The organism is Denitrificimonas caeni DSM 24390, from assembly GCF_000421765.1.
GTDB classification, from domain to species: domain Bacteria; phylum Pseudomonadota; class Gammaproteobacteria; order Pseudomonadales; family Pseudomonadaceae; genus Denitrificimonas; species Denitrificimonas caeni.
Genome location: NZ_ATXQ01000010.1, coordinates 47,450 through 63,653 on the forward strand (window position 1 = coordinate 47,450; position 16,204 = coordinate 63,653).

Below are 16,204 nucleotides of genomic sequence, written 5' to 3' on the forward strand. Positions count from 1 at the left end.
CTTTCTTCTCCTGTGTTATTCAAACCTGAAACCGTCAGTCGTTTGCTACTTAATAAAACGAATGGTCATCGGATAACGGTAAGCCACACCATCATTGGCCTTTACACCGGCAATAATAGTAAAAATCAGCCAAACCAGAACAAGCACCGGAAACAGCAAAGCGCCAATCACAACAAACATCAGCATAAAGCACACCATTGCTGCAATCGCGATAGTGATCTGAAAGTTAACCGCTTCCTTACCGTTTTTCTCAACGAACGGATCAACATCTTTTTTCAACTGCCAAACCAATAGCGGTCCAACAATACTGCCGAACGGGATAATAAAACCTGCCAAAGCTGCTAAATGAGCAAACATCGCCCATTGCTTAGCTTCGGCGTTTGGTCCCTGTACTGGAACGTTAACTTGCTCATCCATCATCACTCTCCTTGCACTATTATTATTTTTTAATTGTCTTGCAGTGCCGCTTGCTGCAACGCAAACAGCTCACGCACACCTTTATCAGCCAAGGCTAACATGGCATTTAATTGCTCTGAGCCAAAGGGCGCGCCTTCAGCAGTACCTTGTATTTCGATAAAACCGCCCGCGTCAGTCATCACCACGTTTAGATCTGTCTCGGCCGTTGAATCTTCTGGGTAATCTAAATCTAGCACAGGCACATCTTTATAAATGCCAACCGATACGGCAGCAATCATTTGCTTGAGTGGCGAGCCGTTTTTGAGCATTTTGCGCTCTTTCATGACCTCTAAAGCATCCACTAGAGCAACCATCGCACCGGTGATTGAGGCCGTACGCGTACCACCGTCTGCTTGGATTACATCGCAGTCAACATACAGAGTGTTTTCGCCAAGCTTAGTCATATCCAGCGCAGCGCGCAGTGAACGACCAATCAAACGTTGAATTTCTAAAGTGCGTCCGCCTTGCTTACCGCTGCTGGCCTCGCGGCGCGTGCGATCGCCGGTGGCGCGTGGCAGCATGCCGTATTCAGCAGTTAACCAACCTTGTCCTTGGCCCTTTAAAAAACGCGGCACACCATTTTCCACGCTGACCGTACAAATCACTTTGGTATTGCCAAACTCAACCAACACTGAACCTTCAGCGTGGCAAGTAAAGTTACGGGTGATACGCACAGCACGTAGTTGATCGAGTTCGCGGCCACTAGGACGAGTCATTGAAAATTCCTGTCAGTAAAAATGAATAAAGCATTATAGGGGTAGAAACCCATAACTTCTGCATTGTAAGCACAAGCGGGTTAAATATTCGCTACAATCAACGCATTATTTACGCCGCTTATTTTGGAGAATCCTATGGTTCACAGCATGACAGCATTTGCTCGTGTCGAACACAACAGCTCTTTCGGCACGCTCAGCTGGGAGCTTCGCTCGGTCAACCATCGGTATTTAGAGCCGCATTTGCGCCTACCCGACAGCCTACGCGGGGTCGAAGGCACAGTGCGCGAAGCACTGCGTAACGGTTTGTCACGTGGCAAGGTTGAGTGCACCCTAAAACTCACCGAGTCAGCCAGCGAGCAGAGTTTGCAAGTCAACCAAGCGCGCGCGCAGCAATTGATTGAAGCCGCGCAACAGATCGCCGCAGGCATCAAGCAACCGGCCGCCATCAATCCTCTGGAAGTCCTAGCCTGGCCAGGCGTGCTGAGCACTCAATCCATCGATGGCCAAGCGCTCAATAGCGCCGCAGTTGAACTCTTTACCAGCGCTCTGCAGCAACTCAAAGAAAGCCGCGCTCGCGAAGGTGCAGACCTCGCCCGTTTAATCAGCGAGCGTCTCGACACCATCCAAACTGAAGTCAGCGTGCTGCGCGAACTGGTGCCGCAAATGTTGGAACTGCAGCGCCAGAAAATCCTTACCCGTTGCCAAGAAATGCAAGTTGAAATCGATCCGCAGCGTCTCGAACAAGAGCTCGTGCTACTGGCGCAGAAAAGCGATGTCGCCGAAGAACTCGATCGCCTCGCCACTCATATCAGCGAAGTACACCGCGTCCTCAAAGCTGGCGGCGCAATCGGTCGACGCTTAGATTTTCTCATGCAAGAGCTCAACCGCGAAGCCAACACCCTTGGATCAAAAGCGATTGACCCACGCTCGACGCAAGCGGCAGTGAATATTAAGGTTTTAATCGAACAAATGAGGGAGCAGGTGCAGAATATCGAATAACAGACTCAACCTGTTATGTTGTACGTAGGACACTAAGCCCAATGAACCTATCTAGGGTTCATTGAGGCGCTGCTAATGTGACGACAAAAATGCATCTACACTGTAAATACAAAGCTCTCGCCAAACAACGGCTGTACATTGACTGCTTTTATTGAACTGTCTTCGCTATAAAAAAGGCTCTTCGGGTTTACAGTAACAAAGCCCCAAAATTGTAAAAAACGCTCAATAAAGCGCGTCTTAATTAATGAGTTTAATAATTGCTCTGGTGAAAAATATTCTTCAACGGGCAGTTGATCGAGTAAAGCTGGAAACGCAAGAGCAACCTCTTGGCATAATCTATTCACAGAGCCATGACTCTGCAGCCTCCATAACATAAATACCCAGAACATCCGCAAATCAACCTTATCACTCCAGCTGTCAAAGTAAGCCCAGTTGTATTGTTTGACGGCAGCGCTGAGCATAGGCAAAAAGAAGGCCTGCAAACCCTGCTCTGCATATTGCTTTTGTGCCGATTTCTTAACGTGAAAAGCACCGCTTTTACGATAAATAATGCCAGCAAGCTCTGCCAGAATTCGGGTGTAGTGTAGCGCGTTAAACTTATCTTCATTGCTGCCCATATACTCACTGATACTGGGCACTGTTTCGAATTTGGCTACCGCAAACTCAGGCAACAGCTCAGACGCTTGTTTGACCAGCTTAGCCGGTAAATTGCCTCTGACTGTCGCTTTAAAAGAGCCTCCTTGCAGCATGGCTTCATCCAGGATCAGAGCTAAATACCGCATCACAGGGCTACTAGATAAGTCGTTGGGCGTATTGATGGTGACATCAATTAACTCGTGCAGCGGGGCATACAGCCAATTTTGCATCTGGGTTGATGAAAGACCGCAAAAGTCAGCATTGGCGCGATTATTAAGCTGACTTATTTTCTGCTGAGCGACCAGATTTAATTCATCTAGGCTAAGATTAGGGCTCATCGCTACCGTTTGAGCAATATCATCCACCAGCGCTGCATGTTGCTTGGCGATGCTATCCATGCAGCAACGCTTATACTTTTTCCCGCTGCCACAAGAGCAGGGATCGTTTCGGCTTAGTTTCATTTTGAATAACTCTGCATTTTGTACCGCTACAATAGTGTTCACTAAGGAGTAAATGGACACTATCTTGAAGGCTACGCCGCCAAACTCAAGATAAGTTTGCCGGACGCTTACTTTTTAACTATTGTTTTGAGTGCAGTAATATTCGCTTTTGCACCCTCTGCCTCTTTTAAACGGCGACGTTTCTCTGCGAAGTTATCAAACTCCAATTTGGCCTTGTCCTCTGCGGCTTTTTTAGAGATTCTTCCTGCGCCGCTTAAAACTTCTCGATCATTAAAGCTTAAGAATTGATCAAGCTTTTCAGCCCAGTCTTGTAAGAATACTTGCTTGCGGCGTAGGGCCTGATCTTCGGCAAAATCAAGCCACATATTAACGATGCGATTCAGCTCTTTGATTTCATCTTCACGAAGGTAGTTTTTCGCTATTGTGACGTCTGTCTTGCGTACTTCATCGCCTTTATAACTGGTTAAGCCCATATCTAGTTTACTGGCATCTACACGACTGGAAATAAGCTCAGCAGCAGTCATCTGTGTGCAGGCATAGTGCAGCTTGTTCTGGATTGTTTGAAAGAAGCGGTTTGTATCTTGGTTAGATGGCTCATAGTCAGCTGCCATTGTGAAGATCTCTTTAACCCGCAAATATACACGTCGCTCACTCGCTCGAATGTCGCGAATGCGTTCAAGCATTTCATCAAAGTAATCTGGAACGGCAGACTGACCCACTGGCGGGTTTTTCAGGCGCTCATCATCCATGGCAAAACCTTTGATAAGATATTCCTTTAATATCCCAGTCGCCCATTGCCTAAACTGTGTGCCGCGCTGTGAACGAACTCTATAGCCCACCGCTAAAATGGCATCAAGATTGTAGTGCTCAATCTCGCGAGAGACTTGCCGAGTACCTTCTAATCGAACTATCCGGAATTTCCGGATGGTTGCATTTTGTACAAGTTCGCCTTCATTGTAGATGTTAATTAAGTGCTCATTAATCGTACGCACATCTTTGTCATAAAGTTCTGCCATCACAGCTTGAGATAGCCACAAGGTATCGGACTCAAAGCGACACTCAACACGAGTTTGACCGTCTGCACTAGTAAAAAGAACAAACTCTCCTTGTGGAGCTTGAGGGATATGTTCTGTCATTCAATTAACCTTCTGCATAATTGATAGGACTCACTTACTCACACCACTGCCTCTTCGTACACTTTTTCAACCTCAGCAAACTTAGTTACGCTCTCTAGGCTAGTTAAGGTTGTGAGTTTCATCGAAGGTTGTGAGTTTCATCGAGTGACTAAAGTTTCGTAGTGGAACATGAGTCACCGCCATTTAAAGAGTTAATCCAGTAATTTTCCTCAGCTTTATTTGGACTCATCCCACCGCCAACTTCGCCGCTTGCTTCCACATAAAGTGCGGCATAGGCGTTTTTAGCTGCCAAGTAATACTCATCGGCTGACTGCCATGGTGGGAGACATATTCAACTTCACCGAAGTTTACAAAGCCCATGGTGCTGCCGTATTCGTCTTTGCTGTGTTCGCGGACAAATAAAAACAAGCGCTTATCCATCTGCTGATGCTCTATATAACTCAAGCCTTTGCCCCGCTCAGGTCTGGTGCTGTTCTGCGACTGCCAATGGAACAACTGCTCATTAATCGCATAGTCATGATACATGGTGGTCGGTGAAAATTGCTTTTCGTTTTTATTCAGCGTAACAAACAGCAGTTCAATATTTTGCTCGGCAATCATTAACACCCCTTCCCGCGCAGGCTTTTGATAAGCAAAAGTGGTTACACCAAAGCCTGCGAGAATTTGCTCGCGGGTATAGCGCGCATGCACCTGCAGCGGATTGTGCGGTACATCACTCAACGCAAACTGCTCATAACGGATACGATTAATCAGCAAAGCCAAGACTTCAAGCAACTCTGCTTTCAGTTCTGGTTGGTCTAGTGCGTTAAGACTTTGTGCCAACGATGCAAAGCCAAGTTTGTCGCCTGGCTTTTGCCAAAAATCGTAATGGCACATCACAGCCATGCGCGGATCCATCTGCTCAGTGAGCACAAAATCATTACCTGCCAACTCTTGTATAAACTGTAAATAAGCAAAACCATCACAGCTTAAAAGCTTATTTCTAATGGCGCTTTCATACACTTTAACCAGCTCGTCCTTGGCCGTGGTCATTGCTTGTTCGGGAAAAGCCTGTGCCATCAAACGTGTCCAACTGCCACGTTTATAGATATCTTCCAGCTTTAAATTGGGATGTATTTTTAAGAAGTTCGGCAAGGTTAGCGGCAGATGTGAGTCCGATGGAAACTTGCGAATCAGCCCAATCAAACGGTTTAAATTCACCGTGGCTTGGCGGATATGACTCAGCACCATCTCTTGCGTGCGCTTGCTTAACTCAATCCGACAACCTAAGGGCGCATGGGGAAAACCCTGCTCTATCTCATGACTAATAGCGCGGTTGGTTTGCCCCACCAGCGCTCTAAATTTCTCTGCAAAGTCATACTCAGGCCGTGAATTACCGACAAAGTCCAAAACGGTGCAGCACTCTTTATCGTCAAATAAGCGCAAGCCGCGTCCGAGTTGCTGCAAGAAGATGGTTAAGCTTTCTGTGGGACGTAAAAACAGTAAGGTATCCACTTCAGGAATATCCACTCCTTCGTTAAAGATATCCACCACAAACAGCACATTGATTTGCCCTGAACGTAATGCCTGCTGTTTTTGCTGACGCTCATGGCTGTTATCGCTGGTTAGCACATCACTTTTGATGCCTTTAAGAACAAACTGCTGACACATAAAATCAGCATGAGCACGACTCACGCAGAAAGCTAAGGCTTTAATACGGCCAATATCAGTGACAATTTCCTGCAGGCTCTGCAGGATTTTATTCACCCGGGCATGGTTGTGCGTATACAGATTGGTCAGCTGGGCAATGTCATAACGACCGCGACTCCAAGGAATGTTGCGCAGGTCGGTATCGTCATCAATGGCAAAATATTGAAACGGACATAGATGGCGGCGATTAATTGCTTCCGGCAAACGTATTTCTGCTGCGATCACACCGCCAAAATCCGCCAGAATATCACTGCCATCATGACGTTCAGGGGTTGCGGTTAAGCCCAGTAAAATCTGCGGGGTAAAATACTCCAGCACTGCACGATAACTGGCCGCTGCAATATGGTGCACCTCATCAATCACAATGTAGTCGTAATAATCTGGCGTCAGCGCTAAGTCAGCCAATTGATTGTTCAGTTTTTGAATTGAGGCAAACAGCTGGCGATGGTGTTCAGGCTTTGCCCCGCCCACCCACAGTTCACCAAAGTTGCTGTTGCGTAGCACGCCACGATATGAGGCTTGTGCTTGTTTAAGAATCTCTTGGCGGTGGGCAACAAAGAGAAACTTAGCCTCAGGTTTATCACGCAAGAAGCGCGCGAAGTCGAACGCAGAAAGAAGGGTTTTACCGGTACCCGTAGCTGCAACAACCAGATTACAAAAACGCTGATGTAAGTCGCGCTCGACTGCCAACTGCTCAAGGATTTCTTGCTGATGTGGAAAAGGCTTTAAATCAAAGAAATAGGCAGTGGTGTCAGTATAGCCACCACGCGCCTCACGCAGTGCGGTGTTAAGTTTTTCCTTACTTTCAACCTTTCCGTCAAATACTTCAAAATCGTTCGAGGCCCAATAGGTTTCGAAGGTGCTCAGTGATTTTTCAATGATGTGCGGAATTTCTTGCGAGGTAATCTTTAGATTCCACTCCAAACCACTGGTCAGTGCTGAATGCGATAGATTTGAAGAGCCAATATAGCCGGTATGAAAACCGGTATTGCGCAAAAATAAATAACTCTTGGCATGCAAACGCTCACGCTGAGTATTGTAACTCAGCGTGATTTGCGTGTTAGGCAGCGCCGCTAAGAACTCAACCGCTTTGGCATCGGTCGCGCCCATATAAGAAGTGGTAATCACCTTGAGCTGACGGCCGCTGCGGGTAAATTCTTCAAGCTCTTTACGGAAAATACGAATCCCCGTCCACTTGATAAAGGACACTAGCCAGTAGATTTTATCCGCAGAGAGGATTTCACGTTTCAACTCACTTTCTAAGGATAAACCTGCATTACTGCCACAAAACAGCTCGCTCTGGGTCAAACCTGTAAGTGGGAAAATATCTTCCACATATTTCTTTAGGTCAGCCGCGACAGGATTTTCCAGCGTATATAAAGCGGTTAAGATTTTGCCTTGGCTGCTGAGCAAGTTTTCATCGAAGAAGTCTTTATCGTCCATCTGCGCTTTCAGCCATAACAGCAGTTGGTTGGCCAGATTAATTTGCTCTTGCAGTTGGTTATCGCCACTGGCCACTGAGCCCACGGCAAACTCTAAAATGCCGCTTAAAAACCGCGACAACCAGACTGCAGCCTCTGCCGGCTCCAAGCTGCGCTCGCCGACATAAAACTTTTCGCGATTTAAACGTGATTCAACCAACTGGGTAATCAGCTGCTCATAAATCCCTATTTGCTGCATGCCTGAATCCTTCACCTATATGCAAACTGAACTATACGTTTTGCAGCCTAGGCTGTCTTGTCGGCACGGTAAAAACACATTACATCTCAATTTCTAATAGCTGAAGAACACTACACCTTGCCGATGAGCCAATTAGCACTATCTTTTGGCTCATCCAGTGAGCCAAATAACTTGTCTAATCGGCTCACACCTACTGCAAACACAACCACGGCACCCTTATGACCAGACCACAATGGATCTGGCAACAGCCTAACTGGCCTGATTTTTCTTGGCAGGACTGCACTGTGCAGCCTAAGCTGCATGCGCTGCAATGTTAGTAAACCATCACAACATCACAGCAGCGCACTATTATCCTTGCGGCAACTTGCCAAAGCTTTTTCAATCGCTGTTACTGTGTTTTTTTGTACGCCATAACTTTTGGCAATAACTGCGAAATTGGAGATCACCTCAACAATGTGCTGAATATGCTGTTGTGCTTGCTTCCAATCGGCAAAGCCCGCATGACCTGCCAACTGTTGTATCACTCGCAATGGTGGTTTTTTACCGTAGCCAAGAAAAGCCGTAGCATGCTCATTAAATGGATGAGGACTAAAAGTCACATCATAGAAAGGCGCTGGCTGCCACTGACCATTATCATCCTGTAAGAACGCCCAGTTTTTGCTGTGATCATCTTGGTTACAAGCAAACAAATTAAACATCGCCCGACGAAACTGTAACTGGCCCACAGCCGGTGATTTACACAGCTGACGACTGGCCTTAATTAAGTCTGCATAATCTAAACTGGGTAAGCGAAAGTCAGCATCAAGCAATCCGCAAGCACTGTGTAAATGCAACCGTCCAGCACGACCTGTTTCAGTATTTTGCAGCCAATCAAAACGCTTTACTGCCAGCCATGCTTTAGCACCGCTTTGTTCTGGTGCATCCAGTAGCTGCCACTGCGGCGGATTTAAATCGGCCATCTCAGCCAACTGTAAATAAGCTGCCTCACACAGGCCTTCTTCATGACCGAGCGCTAAATTTTGTGAGGTGAATTTCACTATCCAAGCCTCATCGCCAAGTTTTTCTTGAGTTCGGCACTGCCTCGGATTATCTGCTGAGAAGAACAGTTGTGCTTTAGGACGCGCACCACCTGAACTGCCCGCAGCAACAAGAGCACTTAATACATGCTCAGTCTGACCATCAAAAACCGCTTGCGCCTCTAAACCAAGCGTTGCTAAATCAATAACCTCTTGGCCGGTTGTTTGATAATCAGATTCAGGGCTAAACGTCAAAGCACCGGTTCCTTTGGATCCCACAAATGCCAAACGATCCATGGCTGTCACTTGGGAGGGCAAGATTCCATGCTGTCGGAAAACACGGTCCTGTAAAAGCAGCCCCCAGCCATCCGGTAGACTATCGGCAAATACACCATGCAAACCCGCATGTGGCTCTGCAGGCGCAACTTGTAATGCGGTTGAAGCCTGCATGCTAAACGGCGATAGATTACCAAACCGTTGTAAGTAGTCCGCTTGGTATTGGAAAAACACGCCTTGACGGTTTTGCGCCAGCACACCTACTAAAACACAAGCACCCGTTGATAAAGTGCGAGTGACATTAAGCTTTTGTAGCGGCTTAAAACTCATCTTTGAGCACCTCGGCGATTGAGGTCGGTAGGCGTGTATCACGCTTTGGTTCTTGCGTGAGCTCGTACAAACGCTGTAAGTCATCTAGACTTTGCCACAGTAGCAACAACTGTCGAAAGGAAATCTGCCCTGTGAGCTCAAACTTTTTAATCGTTGATGCCGGCACGCTACTGCGTTGCGCCAGCGCGTCGCGCGAAAGCTTTGCTGTTTCACGTAACTGACGTAAATGAGCAGCAAAAGCGAGCTGCACATCAGACTCATCTAGTAATAAAAAGCGTGCCATACAGCCAACCAAATAGATACAGTAGTGTCTACAATAGCAGAAAAAATACAATAAAGGACATTATAGTGTCTATCACCTATAGTTTAATACTGGCAAATTATTGCTATCTGCAGTGTTAAGTTACAAGTCTTTCTACTACTCAGCTTTGATGCGGCAAAGCAAATACCTTATCGAACAACAAAGTGAAGACGAAGGTATAGACCAAGAAAAACAGCAGCAGCGCCGACTCCATATACATGGCAGTCCATATACCAACACCATACCAGAGCATGTAGATAGGCAGACAAAACAAGAACAGACCGGCTTCAAAACCTAGCGTATGGATACAGCGTATTTTCAACGTGCGCGTCATAATGCGCTGGCGACACTCCCACGTTTCAAACGCGGTGTTGTAGATGTAATTCCACAGCACTGCCACGCTGGACACCATAATCGCCACCGGCAACGACTCGCGCGCATCACTGTGGCTGAGCGCCATCAGCAAGAAGGTTGAAAGAAAAATAGCTAGCAGTTCAAAGAGGCTGACGTAAAGTAAACGTCGTTTAATTGGACTTAGGCTGATCAACTGAAACTCCAGTGAGCCATGCAGGGCTATTAGATTTCATCAAGAGCCGGCCCGTCCCGGTAAATAGAGTCAGTCAGGGATAATGCTATCCCAATGCAGTACCACGGTTTCCGCCTGCGACGCGCATTGTAACCGAGCGCCAAGCTACTATCAAAACGCTCTGCAGCAATCCCTGCCCATGAAACCCAGAGTCTATGGCAGAAAACCGCCTCCTGTCTTTCTCTCCTGCGTTAACATAGTGCAGCGTTCCTTTGCGGCATCAGCAACGACTCAAGAGATGACCTGTACCACTCAGCCCAGATCACCATGACGCTTGGCCTGGCAGTTTGGCTTTGTCATCATTCTGTCACTTTCACACGCTGTAATACGCATGACATATTTCATAGTGAACGACAGGACTAATTCATGACCAGTAAAACTGTACTCATCGTGGATGATGAAGCCGCTATTCGCGAGATGATTGCAGTGGCTTTGCAAATGGCGGGCTACCGCTGTTTGGAGGCTGAAAATGCACAAGCTGCGCACGCTATTGTTGTTGATCATCAACCGGACATTATTTTACTCGACTGGATGATGCCTGACGTCAGCGGCATCGAATTGGCGCGCCGTCTAAAAAGGGAAACAGCTTATGCAGATATTCCTATTATTATGCTCACCGCGCGCAGCGAAGAAGACAATAAAATTCAAGGACTGGAAGCCGGCGCAGACGATTACATTACCAAACCCTTTTCACCGCGTGAGCTGATCGCCCGCTTAAAGGCCGTCTTACGCCGCACCGCCACCGCCGGTATTGATGAGCCGATTGAGGTCGAAGGTTTGCGCTTAGACCCGAGCAGTCACCGGGTCAGTTCGGGCGAAACAGAGTTAGAGTTTGGCCCTACTGAGTTTCGCTTGTTACAGTTTTTCATGACTCACCCTGAACGCGCATACACTCGCAGTCAGCTGCTGGATCAAGTTTGGGGCGGTAATGTCTACGTTGAAGAGCGTACAGTCGATGTGCATATCCGTCGCTTACGTCTAGCTCTAGGCGCACAGCACGAGCATTTGGTGCAAACTGTGCGTGGTACTGGCTATCGATTTTCCACCAAGGTGTGATCAATTAATGATCTGCAGTCATTTATGAAGCGTTTATTGCAAAAAGAACTGCTGCGTCTGCTGGGCTGGATGCTGTTTGGCACGTTGCTTGGCTATCTGTGGAATCGTCCAGCACTGGGTGCAGCGACTGCGCTCCTGATACTGCTGGGCCAACATATTTGGCAATTACAACGCTTAATCCGCTGGCTACAAGCTCCGCATGAGGCACCACCTGAAGCACAGCGGCTCTGGGGTGAGATTTTTGACGGTATCTACCATTACCAGCGCCGTCAAAAAGCCGATCAACAGCAACTCACTCAACTTCTCAAGCGCATCCAAGACTCCAGCCAAGCATTGCGCGACGGCGTGGTGATGATTGATCACAAAGGTGATTTGGAATGGTGGAATGAGGCTGCAGAGAAGTTACTGGGGTTATCTGCCGCCAGCGATCGCGGTCAGCCGATCACCTACCTGCTGCGCCAGCCACAGTTTGTTGACTACTATGAAAGTCAAAACTACCTTGAGCCTTTGATGCTGCCCTCGCACATCCATGAGGAACGTTTGCTTGAGTATCAAATTACTTTATTTGGCCAAAACGAACGTTTATTACTCATCCGTGATTGCACTAAAATGCGCCGCCTTGAGCGCATGCGCCAAGATTTTATTGCCAATGTCTCGCACGAACTGCGCACACCTTTAACCGTGCTGTCCGGTTACTTAGAAACCTTCAGTGACTATGCCGATGAGCTGCCCGCACAATGGCAACGTGGCTTGGCGCTAATGACGCAACAGTCTGCACGTATGGAACACTTGGTCTCCGATCTGCTGACCCTATCGCGATTAGAAACCAGTGATTTTAAAGCCGAAGCCGAGCCGATTAATGTCGCCGAGCTCTTAAACGCTATCCGGCTCGATGCTCTGGCATTATCAGGGCATAAACACCAGTTACTGCTCGATGTGGATAGCCAATTATATGTGCGCGGTTCTGCCACTGAATTGCGCAGCGCTTTCTCTAATTTGGTGTTTAACGCGGTGAAATACACACCGCACGGCAGCATCATTGAACTGCGCTGGCACCACAACCAAGACGGTGCCTATCTTGAGGTAAAAGATAATGGCCCTGGAATTGATAGCAAACACTTAGCCTTTCTCACTCAGCGCTTTTATCGCGTGGACAGCAGTCGCTCGAGCGAAACCGGCGGCACAGGCTTGGGGCTAGCGATTGTTAAGCATGTGTTATTGCGTCACCAGGGGCGTTTACAGATCAGCAGTAGCGCCGAGCAAGGCAGTTGCTTTACTTGTCACTTCCCGCTCAGCCAAACGCTATTGGCTCATGCGCTATAAGCTGTTGTATGCAGTAACGGCTTATAGCGCATTCAGAATACTCTAACTTAACCTTTAATCATTACGTTGTAGCGAGCGTCCACGCTGAGCAATGGCAGCTTCGATCTGCTCAATGTCGGCATAACGGACATCTTGTCCTTCCACCAGATAAATCACGTATTCGGCAAGGTTGCTGGCGTGATCACCCACTCGCTCTAATGAACGTAACACCCACATAATGCTCATCACTTGTGAAATTGAGCGTGGGTCTTCCATCATAAAAGTGATTAAAGCGCGTGTGGCCGAACGGTATTCTAAATCGACATTTTCATCTTCGCGCAATACTGCCAGCGCCTGTTTGCTGTCAAAGCGCGCAAAGGCATTTAAAGCATCTTGCACCATTTGTCGGACATGATTACCCAAGTGACGCACTTCAATATAGCCGCGTGGTGAAGCGCCCTCTTCGGCCAATTTCAAGGTTGCACGCGCGACTTTACTGGCTTCATCACCAATGCGTTCCAAGTCGGCGGTGGCACGAATTACCGCAAGCACCAAACGCAAATCCGATGCGGCGGGCTGGCGACGGGCAAGAATCTGTGTGCAGTACTCATCGATATCCAACTGCAACTGATTCACTTGCTGATCTTTAGCGCGCACATCGGTGGCTAACTGGGTGTCACCATCGAGTAACGATTGCACTGCATCTTTAACCTGCTGCTCAACCATGCCGCCCATTTCCAGCAACTGACTGCGGATTTCTTCCAGTTCTTGATTAAACTTCTGGGAAATATGCGTGCTATGGCTGTCTTGATTAATTTTCATATCACCTGCCCACCTGTGGATAAATAATTATACGCAATGTTTTTGTCGTCTCACTCAGCCACGCTGTCGTCCTCGGTCGCGGGCATGGCCCGCTCCTACAAGGTCCATGCCCAGCGCTCAAGGCCCTCATCTACAACAAGGCTATGGGAATGCATGTTTAGCGAATTTCTAGCCATAACGACCGGTAATGTAATCTTCGGTTTGCTTGTTGGCGGGGTTGGTAAACACGGTATCAGTGTTATCAAATTCCAGCAGCTGGCCTAAATACATAAACGCGGTGTAGTCAGAGACCCGCGCTGCTTGCTGCATATTGTGAGTGACGATCACAATGGTGAAGCGGTCTTTTAAATCGTTGAGCAATTCTTCAATTTTCAAGGTAGAGATCGGGTCCAATGCCGAAGCAGGCTCGTCCAGCAGTAACACTTCTGGCTTGACGGCAATGGTGCGAGCAATCACCAGACGCTGTTGCTGACCACCGGACATACCTAAAGCAGACTCATGCAGACGGTCTTTGGTTTCATCCCAAATGGCTGCCGAACGCAGCGCCCATTCCACGGTTTCATCCAGTAAACGCTTATTTTTAATGCCTTGGATACGCAAACCATAAGCGACGTTTTCATAAATGGTTTTCGGGAACGGATTAGGCTTTTGAAACACCATGCCAACGCGGCGACGCAAATCAGCCACGTCGACACCTTTAGCGTAAATATCATGGCCATCAATGGTCACTTGGCCTTCAATGCGCACACCATCGACCAAATCATTCATGCGATTAAACGAGCGCAATAAGGTCGATTTACCGCAGCCCGACGGGCCAATAAAAGCGGTGATGCGTTTTTTCGGGATTTGCATGGTGATGCCGTTCAAGGCTTTGCTGTCGCCGTAGTACAGATGCATGTCTTTGACATCAATACAGGGGGTTTCATCGGCCAAGCTCAGCTGCTGCGCCGAGCGGCCCAGTGCGGTGAACTTCATTGCATGGGAAGCGGCTGTGGGTGAGTTCATCATGACTGCCTTTTGATAAAATAAAAAATCAATTACATATCCAGCGCACGGAATTTCTCGCGCAGACGATTACGAATACCGATGGCGGTAAGGTTGAGCACGGCAATCACGACCACCAACATTAAAGCTGTGGCATACACCAAGGGGCGTGCCGCTTCGACGTTGGGACTTTGAAAACCGACATCATAAATATGAAAGCCGAGGTGCATAAACTTGCGCTCTAAGTGCAGAAATGGCGCATTGATATCCAAGGGTAAATTGGGTGCCAGCTTCACCACACCAACCAACATCAGCGGTGCAACTTCACCGGCCGCGCGCGCTACCGCAAGGATCACTCCGGTCATCATCGCTGGGCTGGCCATCGGGATGACCACGCGCATTAATGTTTCAAATTTGGTCGCACCTAATGCTAACGAGCCCTCACGCACTGAACGTGGAATCCGTGACAAACCTTCTTCGGTAGCGACAATCACCACAGGTAAAGTCAGCAATGCCAAGGTTAGCGAGGCCCAAAGTAAACCCGGGGTACCAAAGGTTGGCGCAGGCAAAGCAGGGGCATAAAACAGCTGATCTAAATTGCCACCAATAAAGTAGACAAAAAAGCCTAAACCAAACACGCCATACACAATCGATGGCACACCGGCGAGGTTATTCACGGCAATACGAATGATGCGGGTCATTAAACCTTGGCTGGCATACTCACGCAGATAGACTGCGGCAATCACGCCAAAAGGAGTGACGATCAGCGACATAATCATCACCATCAGCACGGTGCCAAAAATCGCTGGAAAAATACCGCCCTCAGTATTGGCTTCGCGCGGATCGTCAGAGACAAACTCCACCAATTTCAGCACGTAGTGCTGCATTTTCTGCCATAGGCTCAGCGAGTTAGGCTGATAGAGACGTACTACTTCGCTGAAGTTGACCTCTTTATGCTGGCCATCAGCGGTGACTAACAGCAAGGTGTCGCGCTTAAAGGGTGTATACAGCGCCATTAACTCAGCTTCTTGAATCGCATAATCGGCCTGTAACAGCGTTTTCTCAGCCTGCAGTTCCGCAAGATTTTGTGGGGTGTCTTGGTCTTTAAGTTGCAAACTACGCTCTGCGATACGCAGCTTTTCCAACTCATAGTTGAGCGCACCAATCGCCCCACCTTCTAAACTTTGAATACGCTGATAAATTTCACCAGCACGCTCAGTGCGGCGCAGCACTTCATCCCAGAGTTGATTCTGACCTGGTTCTTGTTCAGCAATCAGTTGACCATTTTCTTTGATACCAACAATGTAGCCATAAAAATTACCCCACTCTCGGCGCTCCAAGGCCACCGCATGTTTGGGGTATTGCAGATCGCTCAATTGATGCTCTAAAACCCAGCGAAAGTCTGAACCATACAGCTCGCGGTTACCGACTTTAATTAACTGGCGATCGAGAATCTGCATCCCTTCCGGCACCGATAAGCCGGCATTGCGAATCTGTTCTGCGGTGACTTGTTCACGCTGTACCCGCTCACCCAGCACTGGCATTTTCATGTCTTGGCTATCGGTATATTGGTATTCTTGCAAGCTGGCAGGCCAAAAATGCACTAAACCTCGCGAGGCAATCACACCGAGTAAGCCCAACACCAGCACCACACTGATGGCTACCGCCCCAGCATTCAACCACACCCAAGGGCTACCACTGGCCACCCATTTTTTCAGCGAAACCTGCATCTTCTCTGCTCCTAAACCTGTGCCAATC

General features: G+C 48.1%; 15 protein-coding genes. 4 read left to right on the plus strand and 11 right to left on the minus strand.

The genetic code is table 11. The features are described 5' to 3' along the window. Window positions 1–45: 45 nt before the first annotated feature. Both H591_RS0112845 and rph read right to left on the minus strand, forming a co-directional pair. Window positions 46–420 carry a DUF4870 domain-containing protein gene (locus tag H591_RS0112845; protein ID WP_028244428.1) on the minus strand — a complete coding sequence of 125 codons (375 nt, stop codon included), beginning with the start codon at window positions 418–420 and terminating at the stop codon, window positions 46–48. A 26-nt stretch (window positions 421–446) separates the two neighbouring features. Beyond that, on the minus strand, window positions 447–1,172 hold the full coding sequence (gene rph, locus H591_RS0112850; RefSeq protein ID WP_022967373.1) for a ribonuclease PH: 726 nt from the start codon (window positions 1,170–1,172) through the stop codon (window positions 447–449). A gap of 135 nt (window positions 1,173–1,307) precedes the next feature. Here rph and H591_RS0112855 point away from each other — a divergent pair, with 135 nt between their 5' ends. Further along, on the plus strand, window positions 1,308–2,171 hold the full coding sequence (locus H591_RS0112855; protein ID WP_022967374.1) for a YicC/YloC family endoribonuclease: 864 nt from the start codon (window positions 1,308–1,310) through the stop codon (window positions 2,169–2,171). 95 nt (window positions 2,172–2,266) lie between these two features. Here H591_RS0112855 and H591_RS0112860 read toward each other — a convergent pair whose 3' ends face one another. The 3 genes from H591_RS0112860 to H591_RS0112870 form a co-directional block, all read right to left on the minus strand. After that, window positions 2,267–3,268, minus strand: coding sequence for a YecA family protein (locus tag H591_RS0112860; RefSeq protein ID WP_022967375.1), 1,002 nt, complete (start codon window positions 3,266–3,268; stop codon window positions 2,267–2,269). Between the two features lie 107 nt (window positions 3,269–3,375). Further along, window positions 3,376–4,404 carry a virulence RhuM family protein gene (locus tag H591_RS0112865; RefSeq protein WP_022967376.1) on the minus strand — a complete coding sequence of 343 codons (1,029 nt, stop codon included), beginning with the start codon at window positions 4,402–4,404 and terminating at the stop codon, window positions 3,376–3,378. 225 nt (window positions 4,405–4,629) lie between these two features. Then, on the minus strand, window positions 4,630–7,773 hold the full coding sequence (locus tag H591_RS0112870; RefSeq protein WP_028244429.1) for a DUF3427 domain-containing protein: 3,144 nt from the start codon (window positions 7,771–7,773) through the stop codon (window positions 4,630–4,632). Between the two features lie 218 nt (window positions 7,774–7,991). Between H591_RS0112870 and H591_RS16315 the strand changes: the two genes are divergently transcribed. Beyond that, window positions 7,992–8,090 carry a DUF4172 domain-containing protein gene (locus tag H591_RS16315; protein ID WP_156853228.1) on the plus strand — a complete coding sequence of 33 codons (99 nt, stop codon included), beginning with the start codon at window positions 7,992–7,994 and terminating at the stop codon, window positions 8,088–8,090. 15 nt (window positions 8,091–8,105) lie between these two features. Here the strand turns inward: H591_RS16315 and H591_RS0112880 are convergent, their stop codons facing one another. From H591_RS0112880 to H591_RS0112890, 3 genes are all read right to left on the minus strand, one after another. Beyond that, a complete protein-coding gene (locus H591_RS0112880; protein ID WP_022967378.1) occupies window positions 8,106–9,395 on the minus strand; it encodes a type II toxin-antitoxin system HipA family toxin in 1,290 nt (429 codons plus the stop codon). Continuing rightward, window positions 9,385–9,678, minus strand: a complete 294-nt coding sequence (locus tag H591_RS0112885) for a helix-turn-helix domain-containing protein (protein ID WP_022967379.1) — start codon at window positions 9,676–9,678, stop codon at window positions 9,385–9,387. The genes H591_RS0112880 and H591_RS0112885 overlap by 11 nt, the downstream gene beginning before the upstream one ends. 139 nt (window positions 9,679–9,817) lie before the next feature. Then, window positions 9,818–10,243, minus strand: coding sequence for a PACE efflux transporter (locus H591_RS0112890; RefSeq protein WP_022967380.1), 426 nt, complete (start codon window positions 10,241–10,243; stop codon window positions 9,818–9,820). A 405-nt stretch (window positions 10,244–10,648) separates the two neighbouring features. On the opposite strand from H591_RS0112890, the gene phoB reads away from it, so the two are divergent. Together phoB and phoR are read left to right on the plus strand one after the other, a co-directional pair. Continuing rightward, window positions 10,649–11,338 carry a phosphate regulon transcriptional regulator PhoB gene (gene phoB / locus H591_RS0112895; protein WP_022967381.1) on the plus strand — a complete coding sequence of 230 codons (690 nt, stop codon included), beginning with the start codon at window positions 10,649–10,651 and terminating at the stop codon, window positions 11,336–11,338. Between the two features lie 24 nt (window positions 11,339–11,362). Then, the gene (gene phoR / locus H591_RS0112900) at window positions 11,363–12,661 is read left to right on the plus strand and encodes a phosphate regulon sensor histidine kinase PhoR (protein WP_022967382.1); all 1,299 of its coding nucleotides are present in this window, start codon (window positions 11,363–11,365) and stop codon (window positions 12,659–12,661) included. Between the two features lie 54 nt (window positions 12,662–12,715). Here the strand turns inward: phoR and phoU are convergent, their stop codons facing one another. From phoU to pstA, 3 genes are all read right to left on the minus strand, one after another. Beyond that, window positions 12,716–13,462, minus strand: a complete 747-nt coding sequence (phoU, locus tag H591_RS0112905; protein WP_022967383.1) for a phosphate signaling complex protein PhoU — start codon at window positions 13,460–13,462, stop codon at window positions 12,716–12,718. Between the two features lie 168 nt (window positions 13,463–13,630). Then, complete coding sequence (gene pstB / locus H591_RS0112910; RefSeq protein ID WP_022967384.1) at window positions 13,631–14,467, minus strand: phosphate ABC transporter ATP-binding protein PstB; 837 nt, start codon at window positions 14,465–14,467, stop codon at window positions 13,631–13,633. Between the two features lie 32 nt (window positions 14,468–14,499). Continuing rightward, window positions 14,500–16,176, minus strand: coding sequence for a phosphate ABC transporter permease PstA (gene pstA / locus H591_RS0112915; protein ID WP_022967385.1), 1,677 nt, complete (start codon window positions 16,174–16,176; stop codon window positions 14,500–14,502). Window positions 16,177–16,204 lie beyond the last annotated feature (28 nt).

Coding starts and splice junctions, on each gene's coding strand:
- H591_RS0112845 (WP_028244428.1), bottom strand. CDS start 420: ATGATGGATGAGCAAGTTAACGTTCCAGTACAGGGACCAAACGCCGAA.
- rph (WP_022967373.1), bottom strand. CDS start 1,172: ATGACTCGTCCTAGTGGCCGCGAACTCGATCAACTACGTGCTGTGCGT.
- H591_RS0112855 (WP_022967374.1), top strand. CDS start 1,308: ATGGTTCACAGCATGACAGCATTTGCTCGTGTCGAACACAACAGCTCT.
- H591_RS0112860 (WP_022967375.1), bottom strand. CDS start 3,268: ATGAAACTAAGCCGAAACGATCCCTGCTCTTGTGGCAGCGGGAAAAAG.
- H591_RS0112865 (WP_022967376.1), bottom strand. CDS start 4,404: ATGACAGAACATATCCCTCAAGCTCCACAAGGAGAGTTTGTTCTTTTT.
- H591_RS0112870 (WP_028244429.1), bottom strand. CDS start 7,773: ATGCAGCAAATAGGGATTTATGAGCAGCTGATTACCCAGTTGGTTGAA.
- H591_RS16315 (WP_156853228.1), top strand. CDS start 7,992: ATGACCAGACCACAATGGATCTGGCAACAGCCTAACTGGCCTGATTTT.
- H591_RS0112880 (WP_022967378.1), bottom strand. CDS start 9,395: ATGAGTTTTAAGCCGCTACAAAAGCTTAATGTCACTCGCACTTTATCA.
- H591_RS0112885 (WP_022967379.1), bottom strand. CDS start 9,678: ATGGCACGCTTTTTATTACTAGATGAGTCTGATGTGCAGCTCGCTTTT.
- phoB (WP_022967381.1), top strand. CDS start 10,649: ATGACCAGTAAAACTGTACTCATCGTGGATGATGAAGCCGCTATTCGC.
- phoR (WP_022967382.1), top strand. CDS start 11,363: ATGAAGCGTTTATTGCAAAAAGAACTGCTGCGTCTGCTGGGCTGGATG.
- phoU (WP_022967383.1), bottom strand. CDS start 13,462: ATGAAAATTAATCAAGACAGCCATAGCACGCATATTTCCCAGAAGTTT.
- pstB (WP_022967384.1), bottom strand. CDS start 14,467: ATGAACTCACCCACAGCCGCTTCCCATGCAATGAAGTTCACCGCACTG.
- pstA (WP_022967385.1), bottom strand. CDS start 16,176: ATGCAGGTTTCGCTGAAAAAATGGGTGGCCAGTGGTAGCCCTTGGGTG.